The organism is Deinococcus sonorensis KR-87, from assembly GCF_040256395.1.
In the GTDB taxonomy this organism is placed as follows: domain Bacteria; phylum Deinococcota; class Deinococci; order Deinococcales; family Deinococcaceae; genus Deinococcus; species Deinococcus sonorensis.
The window spans coordinates 41,857-55,041 of record NZ_CP158298.1 but is presented as its reverse complement, the minus strand read 5'-3'; the positions used below and the strand labels follow the sequence as shown (position 1 = coordinate 55,041).

The window sequence follows — 13,185 nt, the reverse complement described above, 5'->3', positions numbered from 1 at the left end:
CGGCGGTGCAGTGCGGGCGGCCGCCGTGCCGCATGTGTCTCCCGTAGGCCACCCTGACAGCGCACGAGCGATGAACGGCGCCGTCTGGACCGATGTCGTTCGGGGCTCAGCGGGGGTCGGTCTGGTCCAGGAACACGTACCGCGCCCGCGGTTCCGGTTCCGTGCGGGAGACCACGTCAATCCGCATCCGCAAGGCGGGGCGGTCCGCGCGGTGCTGGCTGGCCGGCCAGTGCGGGAGACCGTCGCCGTTCGGGTCTCCCGCCTTGATGAAGTTCGCGAAGTAGCCCTGCATGGTCTGGGAGACCGTGTGGTCGTCGGGCGTCCACCCGAAGACCGGGTTGAGTGACAGGTTGCCCAGCGCGTACTCAATCTCCGCGGAGTGCACAGCGCCTGTGGCGGGCGGGTCACGCGGCGCGTCGCTGGTCCGGGTGACGCCGCCCGCGAGATTCGCGGTGACGCCCGCCTCGACCGGCGCCGGGCGCGGACGCGTGTAGAAGTACCGGTAGACCGGCTGCCCGCTGGTGCGCTGATGTTCCTCCATCCACTTCCATGTGGGGTAGCCCATGAAGTGGTCGCTCGCGACGTCCGTGAGCGATTGCCTGGCCTCGTCCGCCGTCGACACCGGGTACAGCCGTTCGGCCTGGGCGGCGCGGGCGCCGAACCGCTGGGCGAGCACCGCCCGCGCGGTCTCAGGGGCGGGGTCGTCCGGGAGCAGCGCGCGCCAACCGAGTTCTTCGGAATTCCATCCGGCGAGCAACGGCACCTGGGCCTGCTGACCGGCGGCGAACAGGTCCGCTGGGCGCGCCGGGAGGAACCAGCCGTCGATGTTCGCCAGGAACGGCGCCGCGCCCGGCTGTCCCGACGCTTCGAGCAGTTCGGTGGCAGACCGGGCGCGCAGGTCCGCGAGGGACGCCGCCCCGACGCGCGTCGCGAACGCCTGACCGTGACGCTGCGCGTCGTCGTGGGTGGACACAGAGCGCGACGCTCCGAAGTACGCGCCACTCTCACCGATGGCGCGCGCGAAGAGCCCGCGGCTGAGCGGCGACGCCATCAGGGCATTGACCGAGTACGACCCGGCGGACTCGCCCGCGACCGTCACCTCGGCCGGGTGCCCGCCGAACTGCTCGATGTTGTCGCGCACCCAGGCGAGCGCCGCCACCTGGTCGAGGTGCCCGTAATTGCCGGACGCGTGATGCGGTGATTCCGCGGCGAGTTCCGGATGCGCGAGGAAGCCGAAGACGCCGAGCCGGTAGGTGAACGTCACGACGACCATCCCGCGGCTGGCCATGCGTTCTCCGTCGTAGCGCGGCTCCGAGCCGTCGCCCGCCACGAACCCGCCGCCGTAGATGTACACCAGCACCGGGAGGTTCGCGCCGGGCGCGGCCGTGGCGGGCGCCCACACGTTGAGGTACAGGCAGTCCTCGCTCATGCCGGCGTTGCGGAACATCATGTCGCCGAAGACGCGCGCCTGCATGCTCTGGTGCGCGAAGCGGTCCGCGAGCCGCACGCCGGGCCACGGCAACGCGGGCTGCGGCGGTGTCCAGCGCCGGTCTCGGACGGGCGGCGCCGCGAAGGGAATCCCGCGGAACGCGCGGACGCCGCTCGGGAGGGTCAGGCCCTGCACGACACCGCTGTTCGTCTGGACGCGCGGCGCGCCACTCGGCAGGGCACGGGGCGGGGCGAGCGCGGCGCTCAGGCGGTGGAGCGAAGCAGTGGTTCGGGTCATGCGAGGCCCTCCAGGGCGGACGTGGACGCGGTGTCGTGTGCTGTGGACGAGACTACCGAATTCCCTTGAGGGAGGAGAAGAGTCCACAGGGAGCGCACGGCGGAAACGGGTCTCCCTCCAGGGCTCACCATCTCACTAGGGTCATCGCGTTCTGCCCATCGACTCCTGAATCCCGGAACCCACCTGAACACGTTGCCCAGAGGAAGGCCCCGCTAAACCCAGCCGAAGGGTACGGGTGAGGCAGCCACCCATGACGACCCCCTAGCCGGCCCGGCACCGGTCCATCATGGGCACTCGCGCCATCCGGTGACGTCCACACGCTGCCGGCCGCATCAGCGGCCGGCAGCGTGTGGAGTGAATTGGCGGGGTCGGCGTGACCACCGAGCTCGGTCTCTCGAAGGCGGCGTCTGTCACTGCTCCCGGTTCAGCAGCGCTCCAGTCTGCATTCAGCCGAGGCGGTCCTTGGCCGTCGTGCTTTCCGGCGCGTCGTTGAGCGCCACCGTGACGACCCTGAGGGCCGGCCCGTCGGTGCGCTGGCCCTCAGCGTGGCCCGGACTGGACGTGACGGACTTGACCTCGGTGGGCATGCCGGTGGTCGGATGCAGGTGGGCAGGTTCCTGCAGCATCTCCCGCGGCTGCTGGTCCGCCTGCCCCCGGGCGCGTTTGCGGATCATCTCGCGCGCCTTGTCGGCCACCTGCTGCGCCTTGTCGGTGAGTTGCTGACGGCGCTGCGGGTTGCGCCACACCAGCACTCCACCTCCGGCCACGCCGGCCAGGGCCAGCAGTGCCAGCGGCAGCCTGGAGCTGGAACTGGCGCCTCTACCCCTGGTCCGCTCGTAGATCACCCGGTCGTAACGATTCAGCTCCGGGGCAGGGAGGTACGTGGGGTGTGCATCGGTCGGAATGATGTAGCGCTGTTCCATGCTGGCTCGTCTCCTGTGCAGTGAGGGTGCTAGGCCCCGACATCATGCGCAAGGCCGTGGGGACCGCAACGGATGAAGGGTCGCGCCCCGTCCCTGGGGCGGCGGACGGTCCCATCCAGGACACCTCACCCTAGGAGCTTTCTCCACCCGTTCCTTCCCAGCTGAGCCAAGGCCTGTTGAGCCGTTCTGGACAGCACTGGAGAAACGGCCCAGGCCACCTTCATGCAGCTGTTCACACCGGGTGTGTTTGGGGTGGTCGGGAGGCGCCCTCAGGGCCTGAGGTCCGCCGGTGGTCAACGCCAACAGGTTCGCCCCGGGCTGGCATGCTCGCCCTTCCCTGAACGCACCCGGTTCGCGCTGTTGTCAGTCAACTCCCGCCCACTCGGACGCGTGAGGGACGGCCGCGGCTTCGTGCGGCTGGGCGTGGGCCGCACGAGCGAAGGTTGGCGGCGCGGCCAGCAGGACCAGACGAACAGAAGCGCGCGGCTCACGATTGGAGGGACGCTCGGACACGCGGTGAAGCTCCTCTCCGCTCCTCCCTGACGGTCGTGGCTGAAGGAACCTCCTTTGGTCTACTGGCCAGCGATGAAGTGTTCCGAGCCGGTTCAGGCTGAAGTCATGCTTGTTCGACCGCATTTCACGTCTGGGCGCTGGCCATCCGGTCCTGACTGAGCGGTCCGGGGGAGCCATCGGTGGGAAGCGGGCTGGCGGCGCGTCGCCGCCCGCCTGTGGTCGACCGGGCTGGACCGTTTCAGGTCGATGGTGAACGGTCCGGGCACGCTCACGGGCCGACGAACCTCCCGCACGTCCTTTCACTGCAGACGCTGAGGCTGCCATTGTCGTGAGCTGCTCGCCTTCAGGTCGAGCTGTGTCTCGCAGCGTCCTTCTGAGCCGGACCGATCGGCCAGGTCCGCGGCAGGCGAGCACCGGCGGTGGGGTGACCGCCGGTCTTCCGGCGCGTTCGGTCCGGTCACTCCACGACAGCGCTCATGATGGGGGGTGGGGGACGGTGCCTCGCCATTGCCCGGGCGATCGCCACGCTGCCCACGACGGACGGGACGGCAATGTACAGCGTGAAGAGCACCGCGCCGCCCCCGAGCGGCTGGACGTTCACCAGAAAGGCGGTCCAGGCGGCGATGTAGGACGAGCCCATCAGGGTGATGTGGCGGCGCACCAGGCGTCCCGCCACCTCCACCTGTCCCGCGGCCCGTGCCCGGAGCGACCGGCGCAGCGCCCACCAGCCCCCGATGACCCAGAACAGGGTCAGCACGCCAATGGTCAGCAGGAGCCAGTTCCCCTGCCGCAGCGAGAGGGGGATGGACAGGACTCCCATCCCCACCATGCTCACCGCGTACGCCCGCCCGACCACCCGGTGCCACCGGGCAGTGCGCCCGAACTTGGGCAGGACGATGGCGAAGGCGCCGAGCAGGAAGCCGCCCATGCCAAAGAGAATGTGCGCGGCGCGCAGGACCACATGGAGCACTTCGGACATGATTATTCCTCCGGCGGGGGAGCGGTCCGCAATCTGGCTTCGATCAGGGCGAGCTGGTCGCGCAGCGCCAGGAGGTGCGCGGGCTCGATGGTGCCGAGGGTGTAGTCGGCCAGGCCGACCGCGCGCGGAACGGCGCGTTGCAGCAGGGCCCCGCCGGTTGCCGTCAGGGCGAGCTTGTGAGACCGGCGGTCCTCGCCGGGGCGCCGCTCGATCAGTCCCCGTTCCACCAGCACGTTCCCCAGCACGGAGACGGTCGCGCGTTCGACCAGGAGGTGCTCGGCGAGGGCCGAGGGGGCGATGCCGGCCTCTCCCCCTTCCTCCCACACGGCGAGCAGGAACCGGAATTGCGCCTGGGAAAGGCCGAGGGGCGCGAAGTGCTGATCGAAGCCGGTGGCCATCTTGGTACCGATCCGCATCAGGGCGGTGCAGACGCGAGAGGCCAACAGGTCATCCATGTAATTAGCTATATAATGGTTATAGCCCTAACTATTTGGGCGTTGGCCTACACCGTTCACGGTCATCCAGGGGAAGGGGCCAGAAATGACGTGGTCCGCGTCGCCCAGCTCAAGCGGCTCGTCCGACACGGCCTGGCAGAAGGCGGGAGCGACGGAAGCGACGAGGTGATGTTGACCACCGACATGCCACGCCCTGCGAGGAAGCGGCTGAGGCAGGATGAAGCAACAGGCCAACCCGCCTGAACCTGGCCCAACACGGTCTCGGATCACCCCACGGACGTGGCGAACAGTCGAGTCAGTGGCGGGAACAGCCCTTCATCACCGGGCCACCCGCCGGGGCGTCCAGTCCACCCGCTGGCTCCTCAGCCCGTGCTCCTCCAGTGCGCGCCACCGTGACGACCTCGCGGCCCCGTCGGGCGTTGATGCGCGGCCCGCACACCGGGCAGGAGCTGCGTCCGCAGGCCAGTACGTTGGTGAAACGCCTCCCCAGGGCGAGGGGTAGAGGCCCAGCGGCGCGCTGGCGGTGATCCGCACCCGGTCGCGGCACGGCAGGCGCCGGTCATCGGGCAGCAGGATGCGAGCGACCTCGGGCAGGCGGAGCTGCCGCAGCGCGTCGCTGAGCTGCTGGACGTGTCCGGGCTGGGATGGACCTGCACTTCCCGATGCCGTGCGGAGCGGCTGTGGTGAGGGCGGGAAGGGTTCGGCGGATAAGCGGGTTGTCGAAGTCCCGCGGGCCGGGCCTGCGGCATCCGCGGAGTGCCAGAACCTGCTGGGACCGGCCCACCACCTGCGGCTGCAGGTCCTGACCGGCAGCTGGGGCATGCCTTGACGTCCCGCCAGACGTTCACTGCAGGCGCCCTCTCGTCCTCAGGTGGCTGCTGCGCCAGGGCCACCAGTCAGCTGAGGGGCCAGTGCTTCTGGAACGGCCGAGCGGCCTCGGCCATGCTGAAGCTCCCTTCTGCACCCTGCCCGCCAGCTCAACGCGCTGCTGGGCCTTCCGCTTGGGCCGCTCGCCTCCCACCTCTCAGCTCAAGCCGGATGTGTGGTGGGCCGCGGCTGCCTGTCCTCCAGTCGAGGGTCACGCCGAGGAAGCTGCCCCGTGCAGCAGGCTCCTCTACACTGCCGTATGACAGACGATCTCCGGGCGGGCACCAACGCCGACGATGCCGACAAACGCGCTGAGCGCCACATGGTGGACGCCGCTCGGCAGCACGTGGGCGCGGCGGGCTTTGCCCAGCGCAACGTGCTCGAGCAGCTCATCGCGGCTGGCCGTGAGCAGATCGCGTACACCGGGACGCTGCGTCAGGTGGTCGCGTCCACCCTCCGGCAGTTGGGCGAAGAGCGGCTGGAGGGCGAACCCGGTCAGCTGGTGGCCCTGCAACAGATCGTGACCTCAGGGCAGCGGCAGATTGAGACCGCCCGGCAGCTGACGCTCAGCATCCAGCACACCCTCTCCAACGTCCGGAGCACCCCGTTGGAGCTGGTCAGTGCCCACTTGCTGAGCCTGCTGAGCGAGTCGGTGCACCACCATGCCAGAAATCTGGAACTGCTGATCCAGGCCGCGCTGGAGGAGGCGAGTTCCAGCGAGCAGGTGGCGCAGCTGAAGCAGGTCCGGGCCGACATGGTGGCGACCGTGCTGGAGATTGAGCATGACGGCGAGGAGCGGGCGCTGGCCCAGCTGGACCTGATGGCTCAGCAGGCGGTCGAGCAGGTCCGTTCCCTCGAAGCCGAGGGTCAGACCCACGCGGTGCAGCGCACCCAGCTGGAACAGATGGCCGTGACGTCACAAGAAGCGATTGAGCACCTCCGCGCGAAAACCAGGCTGAACCGAGAGGAACTGGAACGCCTCGGGCAGGAACGGGACACCCTGCATCGTCAGACCGCGCAGCTCACCCAGGAGGGAGACGAGGTGCAGGCGAAACTGGATCAGGCGCGCTTGGCGGCCGAGGACCAGCGCGCGGACACGGATTAGCCTGCACGAGCGATCTGGACCGCTGGAGTTGGTTGGGCACCTGCGGGTCAAGGTGCAGGGTGCGCCGAACCGTCAGTTCAGTGGGAAGATGGCCCGGACCTCCAGGGCGTGTTCGGGCCCCAGCCGCAGCACGCCCTCCAGGCGGCTGCTCCCAAGGTCCCACCCCAGCACCGCATGTGCGTTCAACATCGTGATGGGCGAGAACACGATGCCTGGCAGGCCGGACTCATTGCTGCCGAAGTCGGCCACCAGCCCGGACCCCACGCCCCCGCCGTAGTACACGCGGCCCGCATGGTGCAGCAGCGTCAGGTCCAGCCGGACTTCGGGCAGGCGGTTCAGCCCGACGTTGCCCTCCAAGCTGCTGCGCAGGTTCAACGTGTCACTCACGTGGCCTTCGACGCTGAGGTGCACCCCAACCGCCAGCGCGGCGCCGGGAGACATGGGCCCACCAGATCGGGTGCCGGAGGTGAGTCCGGTGACCTGGACCCCCGCCGCCCACTCCACGGCAGAGGCGGACGAAGCGAAGAGGCTGAAGGCGGTCAGCACAGTCATCAGACGCGGCAGCATCCGCTGAGCTTAGGGCACCCAGTAACTCCCAGGCGCGCATGTGTGGCCTGCCCGCTCGGGGCGTCTGCTGTGCTCAGGCCACCCGGCAGCTGACGGTGGTTGGGTGCACCTGGAAGAATCGGGCGGCCTCGGGCATGCTGGAGCGTCCCTCCTGCACCCCGCGCACTGGAGCTGTGCGCTGTTGGGCGGTGAGCTTGGGCTTGCGGCCGCCAACCCGCCCCTGGGCTCGGGCACTCTCCAGGCCAGCGCGGGTACGCTCGCGGATTATCTCGCACTCAAACATGGCAAAGGCCCCGACCATCTGCAGCATCATCCGGCCGGCCGGGGTGGTGGTGTCGATCTGCTCGGTCAACGAGCGGATCCCGACCTGCGTGCTGTTCAGCTGGTCCAGCAGTCTTTGAAGCTGCGGCTGAGCCGGTTCAGCTTCCACATCTGCAGCACGTCACCGGGCAGCAGCTGATCCAGCAGGCGGTGCGGCTCCGGGCGATTCCAGCGGCCTCCTGATTGATGCGCTCGGCCCCCGCTCGGGTGAGCGCGTCGACCTGCGCGGCAGTGTCCTAGTCGTGTGCCCGGCTGACGCGGGCGTACCGATGAGCATCTGCTCCTCCTGTTGCACAAACCTGTCGCCTTTCACTGTGGTTTTGCGACAGGATTGTGCGCGTCTGCGACGCTGTGCTGGTCAGCCGACTGATTCCGTTGCGTCATTGACCAATGACGCAACGAAGTTGATCGCCTCCGCTGAACGGACTGAACTGCACTTTCGTTACCGTTGAAGGAGAGCGACGGATGGGGAAGCCCAACGGCCCCCACCGCTTTCCATAACTCACCTGCCGTTCTTCCCGCATCACGGCGGGAGGATCGGGTGAAAAATCTGGATCATCAGGCAAGTGTGCGCGTGCTCGCCTCCCTAGAGTTTTTGTGTGCCGGGGCAAGTCCCACTCTCCCCTTCCCAGCCGCACGGGGCAAGTCCCGCCGGCCACACGAAGAGGAGATGAATGGCGGCGTGTTCCACCGCCTCACGACCGGACTGGCACCCCACAAGGAGCGGAGAAATGATTCAAGACAAAGTCGTGATCGTGACCGGGGCGTCCTCCGGCATCGGCGAGGCCACCGCGCGGCTGCTCGCCAGCAACGGGGCCCGGGTCGTGCTGGGCGCGCGCCGCGAGGCGCAGCTGAAGCGACTCGCGGCAGATAGTCAGAGCGCGGGCGGGCAGGCCGTGTACCAGGTAATGGACGTGACGGACCCGGCCGACCAGACCCGGGTCGTCGAGCGAGCGAAAGAGGTGTTCGGGGCGTGGACGTGATGTTCTTGAACGCCGGGCATCATGCCCACGGCGCCGCTGTCCGCCTTGAAGACCGACGAGTGGAGCCAGACGGTGGACGTCAACATCAAGGGCGTGCTGCACGGTGTGGCGGCCGTCCTGCCGACCTTCATCCGCCAGAAGCGCGGGCACATCATCACCACCTCCTCGGTCGCTGGGCTGAAGTACGACCCAGGCGCCGCGATCTACGGGGGCACGAAGTGGTACGTGCGTAACTTCATGGAGGTGCTGCGCCTGGAGTCCGCCCAGGAGGGGACGAACATCCGCACGGCGACCATCTACCCCGCTGCGATCACCAGCGAGCTGCTCGGCGGCATCACGCATCCGGGTGCGGCGGAAGTTATGAGCGCCCTGTACCAGCAGTACGGCATCTCGCCGGACCGGGTGGCCAGCGTGGTGGCGTTTGCGGTGGACCCGCCGGACGACACCAACGTCACCGAATTTGCGGTGCGGCCCACCACCCAGCCCTAGTCACCCTGCCGATGGATCGCATGGGCCCGCCTGCATCCACCCCGAACAGGACAGGAAGAGCAAGCAGTTGACCCTCACCGCCGGACAGAACATTCTGACCATCACCCCCGGGACTTCGCGTCCCTGCTGCCCCTCACCATGACGGACGTCGCCGGCACCGAGAAGATCAGCGACCTCCCCAGGCGCCTGCTCACCAGAGGAGCGCCCGCGGGCAGCACGGGGCAGTGGAGAAGCCTGGCGTACGATGCCCCCTGGGGTAACCTCGCGATCTTCAGCCGCGATGGCGGCGTTGCCTCCGGGCTCATGCCCCTCGATCACTTCGATGGCGGCATCGGCGTCCTCCAGCAGCAAGGCGCCGTGCGCGTCACTCGCACGCTCACCTGAGCGCCCACAGGAGTTCACCATGAAGATCCACCGCAGCGGTTCCCGTCCCTCCACCACTGGCCCCACGGACTGGTTCACCGGCGCCGTCCGCCTGGACCCGTTGTTCACCGCCGAGGGCGAGGCCCGCGCCGCCGGCAACGCCGTCACCTTCGAACCCGGCGCCCGGACCGCGTGGCACACGCACCCGCTCGGTCAGACGCTGATCGTCACGGCCGGCGCCGGCCTGGTGCAGCGGGAGGGTGGTCCCATCACCGAGATTCACCCGGGCGACGTGGTGTGGTTCGAGCCGGGAGAACGGCACTGGCACGGCGCGGCCCCCACCACCGCCATGACCCACCTGGCCATCCAGGAAGCGCTGGACGGCACGCCCGTCACCTGGCTGGAGCACGTCACTGACGAGCAGTACCGGGGCCACTGACCTGGTGATGAGCGTCACCTCGCCCCGGACCGAGGTGCTCACCAGAACGGTGAAGGCCGGAGACAACCGTGGGAAGGTGAAAGGAGCGGCGCGGATGACGTGCTCGTCCACCACCCGGACGCAGCGAGGTCATGGCGGGCTGGGACCGCCAGTGTCCGTGCTGAGAAACGAACCGCTCCCATTCTGGAAAACGAGGAACGGGAGTAGCGATGGGGTACGTGAAACTGGGCCACACCGGACTGGACGTCTCGCGCATCTGCCTGGGGTGCATGGGCTTTGGGGACCCGGAGCGCTGGATTCACACCTGGGTGCTGAACAAGGAGGACAGCCGCCCGGTCATCCGCCGGGCGCTGGCCCTGGGCATCAACTTCTTTGACACGGCCAACGTCTACTCGCTCGGGGTCAGTGAGGAGATTCTCGGCCGCGCCCTGCGCGAGTTCGCCCGGCGCGACGAGGTCGTGATTGCCACCAAGGTGCACGGCCAGATGCGCGACGGGCCGAATGGCGCGGGGCTCTCACGCAAGGCGATCCTGAGCGAGATCGACCACAGCCTCACGCGCCTCGGGACGGATGACGTGGACCTCTACCAGATTCACCGCTGGGACCCAATCACCCCCATTGAGGAGACGATGGAGGCGCTGCACGACGTGGTCAAGGCGGGCAAAGCGCGGTATATCGGCGCGTCCGCCATGTGGGCCTGGCAATTCCAACAGGCCCTGCACGTGGCCGAACGGCACGGGTGGACACGCTTTGTGTCGATGCAGAACCACCTGAACCTGATCTACCGGGAGGAGGAGCGGGAGATGCTGCCGCTGTGCCGCGCCCAGGGCATCGGCGTGATTCCGTACAGCCCGCTGGCGGGTGGGCGCCTCACGCGGGACGTGGGCGACCTGAGCACCCTGCGGGGAGAACACGATCAGGTGGCGCGGATGAAGTACGACGCCTCGGCCGAGCAGGACCGCATGATCGTGACGCGGGTGGCGGAACTGGCCGAACGGCATGGCGTATCGCGTGCCCGCATCGCGCTGGCGTGGCTCCTGCAGCAGTCTCCGGTGACGGCGCCGATCGTCGGGGCGACGAAGTTGTCGCACCTGGAGGAGGCCGTGGGCGCGCTGGACGTCAAGCTCACGCGCGAAGAGGTGACGTTCCTCGAGGCGCCGTACGTCCCGCACCCCATCGTCGGCCATCAGTAGCGCGCCGGAGCGTCACGTCCTCGCCACTGCCCTTTCCTGATGTGACGCTCCCTGACGTTCAGGAGACCCACCCCATGAATGCCGAGAAGAACGCTCCCCCTCTGCCGCACCTCGACGCGCCCCTGGCGCCGCACCAGGGCGACGTGGCGCGCCTCGGGACACTGCTGCGCCAGTCCACGCCGCACGACGGCCTCGTTGACCTGCGGCTGTCCGGGGTGCATGCTTCACGGTCCACGCACATCCACGAGGACCTCATCCACAGCATGCAGCAGCCGGCGCTGTGCATCGTCGCGCAGGGCGCCAAAAGCGTGTTTCTGGGCTCGGACGTGTACGGATACAACCCGTCGCGGCTGCTGGTGTACTCGGTGGACCTGCCGGTCGCGACGCGCGTGACCCGCGCCCGTCCACGCGAACCGTTTCTCACTCTGAACATCGACCTGGATCCACGCCGCATCGCGGAGCTGACCTTGAAGGCGTATCCGCACGGGCTGCCGAGGGCACACACCGCGGGGTGTCCGTGAGCGACACCAGCGCGGGAATCGTGAGCGCCGCGGCGCGCCTGATGGAGGCGATGGCGGACGAACGCGAGGCGCCGCTGCTGGGCCCGATGCTCGTGGACGAGATCCTGATGCGCCTGCTGCTCAGCCGCGTCGGGGGGCGCGTGGCGCAGCTGGGACAGGCGGATTCCAGCGTAGAGCGGGTGGCGCGGGCCATTGAGTGGGTGCGGACGCACTACGGCGAACCGCTGAGCGTGGAGGCCCTTGCGGAGCTGGTGCACATGGGCACGTCGACGTTCCACCTGCACTTCAAGGCGATCACGGACCTCAGTCGCGTCCAGTACCAGAAGCTGCTGCGGCTCCAGGAGGCGCGCCGCCTGCTGGCGTCCACCGCGATGGACGCGGGCGCGGCAAGCCGTCAGGTGGGCTACGTCAGCGCGTCGCAGTTCACTCGGGAGGATGCCCGGCTGTTCGGCCGCACGCCGCTCAAGGACCTGACGCGGCTGCGCCAGCCAGGAGCAGTCAGCTGAACGGTGTGGAGCGCCGGCGGTGGATGGCCGCTGGAGGAAGCCGCAGGGCGGGGTTGCTCCAGAAGCGGATGAGCCCCTCCACCGCCTCCATGAGCGGCTGGAAGCCCGGGGGTTTGACCAGAAAGGCATTCGCGTAGCCTCGGTAACACGCGGTGATCTGGGAGGGCATCGATGAGGTGCTCATCATGATCACAGGCAGGCACTGCAGCGCTGGATCCGTCTTGATGCGCTGCAGCAGCTCCAGGCCGGACACGCCCGGCAGGTTCACGTCCAGCAGGATCAGGTCGGGCCGGTCGTCATCATGGGCGAGCAAGGCGAGCGCCTGTTCCGCGGTGGTGCAGCTGGACAGCCGCACCTCAGGAACGACCTCTTCCACAGCACTTCTAAACAGTTCAGCTTCCTCCTGCAGATCATCGATCACGAGCAGGTGCAGGGAGTGTGCAGGCATGCGGTAGTTTGCCACAGGCCTTCAAACGCTGTTCTGACCGTTCAGCCGGGACGGCACCAGGGTGGCGGCGCGCAGCCAGAACGCTGACAGCGCCTGCAGCGTCCGGATCCGGTCCTTAGATCGCTCGGGCTTCATCAGGCAGCTGGACGCGTCTTCCTGGTCACTGGCGAGCACAGCGCAGGTCGCGTGGGACACGCTCAAGATCACGACCGGAATGCGGCAGCGCTGTGGGTGCCGGGTGAGCTGCTGCAACAACGTGAGGCCGGACCTGCCCGGCAATTTCCGGTCCAGCAGGATCAGGTGTGGGCACTGCCGGGCCGTGGTCGATGCATCCAGACGCGCCAGCGCCGCCTCACCCGAGGAGACGATCCGGCAGCGTGGCCCCGGCGTGACGTGGACAACCCCATGGCCGCAGCGGCGAGGACCGGGCTGAGCAGGACACCGAACGCGGAATACAGCACGCTGGCCGCGACGGGGATCAGGATGATGGTGTAGGCAAACGCCCAAATAGAGATTCAGGCGGATGTTGCGCAGGGTTGCCTGGCTGAGCGCAAAGGCGTCCGGGACGCCGCGCAGGTTCCCGCTCAACAGGATCATGTCCGCCGTCTCCACGTCCACGCCCGTTCCCGTGGCGCTGGCCCTGCCCACGTCCGTCTGAGCGAGCGCAGGCGCGTCGTTGATGCCGTCTCCACGAACGCCACCCGCTCTCCTTGAGCCTGCAGCGGCTTCGCGGCGTCGCTCTTCCCGCTGGGCAGCACCTCTGCCAGCACCATATCGATGCCCATAG

Annotated in this window: 13 protein-coding genes and 3 pseudogenes; 7 read left to right on the top strand and 9 right to left on the bottom strand. The window is 68.4% G+C overall.

Annotated elements, in window-relative coordinates; all coding sequences use genetic code 11:
• Positions 1 to 106 precede the first annotated feature (106 nt).
• The 4 genes from ABOD76_RS03545 to ABOD76_RS03530 all read right to left on the bottom strand — a co-directional run bounded on the left by ABOD76_RS03545 (position 107) and on the right by ABOD76_RS03530 (position 4,596).
• Positions 107 to 1,726, bottom strand: coding sequence for a carboxylesterase/lipase family protein (locus ABOD76_RS03545; protein ID WP_350242176.1), 1,620 nt, complete (start codon positions 1,724 to 1,726; stop codon positions 107 to 109).
• Between the two features lie 446 nt (positions 1,727 to 2,172).
• Positions 2,173 to 2,649 (bottom strand): hypothetical protein, encoded by a 477-nt coding sequence (locus ABOD76_RS03540; protein ID WP_350242175.1) that lies wholly within the window; start codon positions 2,647 to 2,649, stop codon positions 2,173 to 2,175.
• 970 nt (positions 2,650 to 3,619) lie between these two features.
• Positions 3,620 to 4,141, bottom strand: a complete 522-nt coding sequence (locus ABOD76_RS03535) for a DUF2306 domain-containing protein (RefSeq protein ID WP_350242174.1) — start codon at positions 4,139 to 4,141, stop codon at positions 3,620 to 3,622.
• Positions 4,142 to 4,143: 2 nt separating this feature from the next.
• Complete coding sequence (locus ABOD76_RS03530) at positions 4,144 to 4,596, bottom strand: MarR family winged helix-turn-helix transcriptional regulator (protein ID WP_350242173.1); 453 nt, start codon at positions 4,594 to 4,596, stop codon at positions 4,144 to 4,146.
• A 1,126-nt stretch (positions 4,597 to 5,722) separates the two neighbouring features.
• On the opposite strand from ABOD76_RS03530, the gene ABOD76_RS03525 reads away from it, so the two are divergent.
• Positions 5,723 to 6,568 carry a hypothetical protein gene (locus ABOD76_RS03525; protein WP_350242172.1) on the top strand — a complete coding sequence of 282 codons (846 nt, stop codon included), beginning with the start codon at positions 5,723 to 5,725 and terminating at the stop codon, positions 6,566 to 6,568.
• A gap of 72 nt (positions 6,569 to 6,640) precedes the next feature.
• Here ABOD76_RS03525 and ABOD76_RS03520 read toward each other — a convergent pair whose 3' ends face one another.
• Complete coding sequence (locus ABOD76_RS03520) at positions 6,641 to 7,009, bottom strand: hypothetical protein (RefSeq protein ID WP_350242171.1); 369 nt, start codon at positions 7,007 to 7,009, stop codon at positions 6,641 to 6,643.
• 199 nt (positions 7,010 to 7,208) lie between these two features.
• Positions 7,209 to 7,753, bottom strand: a pseudogene (locus tag ABOD76_RS03515) (recombinase family protein).
• A 377-nt stretch (positions 7,754 to 8,130) separates the two neighbouring features.
• On the opposite strand from ABOD76_RS03515, the pseudogene ABOD76_RS03510 reads away from it, so the two are divergent.
• The 6 genes and pseudogenes from ABOD76_RS03510 (at position 8,131) to ABOD76_RS03485 (ending at position 11,950) form a co-directional block, all read left to right on the top strand.
• Positions 8,131 to 8,928 (top strand): annotated as a pseudogene (locus ABOD76_RS03510) (SDR family oxidoreductase).
• 138 nt (positions 8,929 to 9,066) lie between these two features.
• On the top strand, positions 9,067 to 9,312 hold the full coding sequence (locus ABOD76_RS03505; protein WP_350242170.1) for a cyclophilin-like fold protein: 246 nt from the start codon (positions 9,067 to 9,069) through the stop codon (positions 9,310 to 9,312).
• 19 nt (positions 9,313 to 9,331) lie between these two features.
• Complete coding sequence (locus ABOD76_RS03500) at positions 9,332 to 9,730, top strand: (R)-mandelonitrile lyase (protein ID WP_350242169.1); 399 nt, start codon at positions 9,332 to 9,334, stop codon at positions 9,728 to 9,730.
• 209 nt (positions 9,731 to 9,939) lie between these two features.
• On the top strand, positions 9,940 to 10,923 hold the full coding sequence (locus ABOD76_RS03495) for an aldo/keto reductase (RefSeq protein WP_350242168.1): 984 nt from the start codon (positions 9,940 to 9,942) through the stop codon (positions 10,921 to 10,923).
• Between the two features lie 74 nt (positions 10,924 to 10,997).
• Positions 10,998 to 11,444, top strand: coding sequence for an AraC family transcriptional regulator (locus tag ABOD76_RS03490; protein ID WP_350242167.1), 447 nt, complete (start codon positions 10,998 to 11,000; stop codon positions 11,442 to 11,444).
• Positions 11,441 to 11,950, top strand: a complete 510-nt coding sequence (locus ABOD76_RS03485; RefSeq protein WP_350242166.1) for a helix-turn-helix domain-containing protein — start codon at positions 11,441 to 11,443, stop codon at positions 11,948 to 11,950. The genes ABOD76_RS03490 and ABOD76_RS03485 overlap by 4 nt, the downstream gene beginning before the upstream one ends.
• Here ABOD76_RS03485 and ABOD76_RS03480 read toward each other — a convergent pair.
• The 3 genes and pseudogenes from ABOD76_RS03480 to ABOD76_RS03470 all read right to left on the bottom strand — a co-directional run.
• Positions 11,943 to 12,398, bottom strand: coding sequence for a response regulator (locus ABOD76_RS03480; RefSeq protein ID WP_350242165.1), 456 nt, complete (start codon positions 12,396 to 12,398; stop codon positions 11,943 to 11,945). The genes ABOD76_RS03485 and ABOD76_RS03480 overlap by 8 nt on opposite strands.
• Before the next feature lie 21 nt (positions 12,399 to 12,419).
• Positions 12,420 to 12,734 (bottom strand): response regulator, encoded by a 315-nt coding sequence (locus ABOD76_RS03475; protein ID WP_350242320.1) that lies wholly within the window; start codon positions 12,732 to 12,734, stop codon positions 12,420 to 12,422.
• Positions 12,695 to 13,183 (bottom strand): annotated as a pseudogene (locus tag ABOD76_RS03470) (HAD-IC family P-type ATPase); the annotation flags it as partial. The pseudogene ABOD76_RS03470 and the gene ABOD76_RS03475, both read right to left, overlap by 40 nt.
• Positions 13,184 to 13,185 lie beyond the last annotated feature (2 nt).

Bases quoted from the DNA above. Each gene is read 5' to 3' on its own strand.
- ABOD76_RS03525 (WP_350242172.1), top strand. From the start codon at position 5,723: ATGACAGACGATCTCCGGGCGGGCACCAACGCCGACGATGCCGACAAA.
- ABOD76_RS03530 (WP_350242173.1), bottom strand. From the start codon at position 4,596: ATGGATGACCTGTTGGCCTCTCGCGTCTGCACCGCCCTGATGCGGATC.
- ABOD76_RS03540 (WP_350242175.1), bottom strand. From the start codon at position 2,649: ATGGAACAGCGCTACATCATTCCGACCGATGCACACCCCACGTACCTC.
- ABOD76_RS03480 (WP_350242165.1), bottom strand. From the start codon at position 12,398: ATGCCTGCACACTCCCTGCACCTGCTCGTGATCGATGATCTGCAGGAG.
- ABOD76_RS03495 (WP_350242168.1), top strand. From the start codon at position 9,940: ATGGGGTACGTGAAACTGGGCCACACCGGACTGGACGTCTCGCGCATC.
- ABOD76_RS03535 (WP_350242174.1), bottom strand. From the start codon at position 4,141: ATGTCCGAAGTGCTCCATGTGGTCCTGCGCGCCGCGCACATTCTCTTT.
- ABOD76_RS03500 (WP_350242169.1), top strand. From the start codon at position 9,332: ATGAAGATCCACCGCAGCGGTTCCCGTCCCTCCACCACTGGCCCCACG.
- ABOD76_RS03520 (WP_350242171.1), bottom strand. From the start codon at position 7,009: ATGTCTCCCGGCGCCGCGCTGGCGGTTGGGGTGCACCTCAGCGTCGAA.
- ABOD76_RS03545 (WP_350242176.1), bottom strand. From the start codon at position 1,726: ATGACCCGAACCACTGCTTCGCTCCACCGCCTGAGCGCCGCGCTCGCC.
- ABOD76_RS03505 (WP_350242170.1), top strand. From the start codon at position 9,067: ATGACGGACGTCGCCGGCACCGAGAAGATCAGCGACCTCCCCAGGCGC.
- ABOD76_RS03490 (WP_350242167.1), top strand. From the start codon at position 10,998: ATGAATGCCGAGAAGAACGCTCCCCCTCTGCCGCACCTCGACGCGCCC.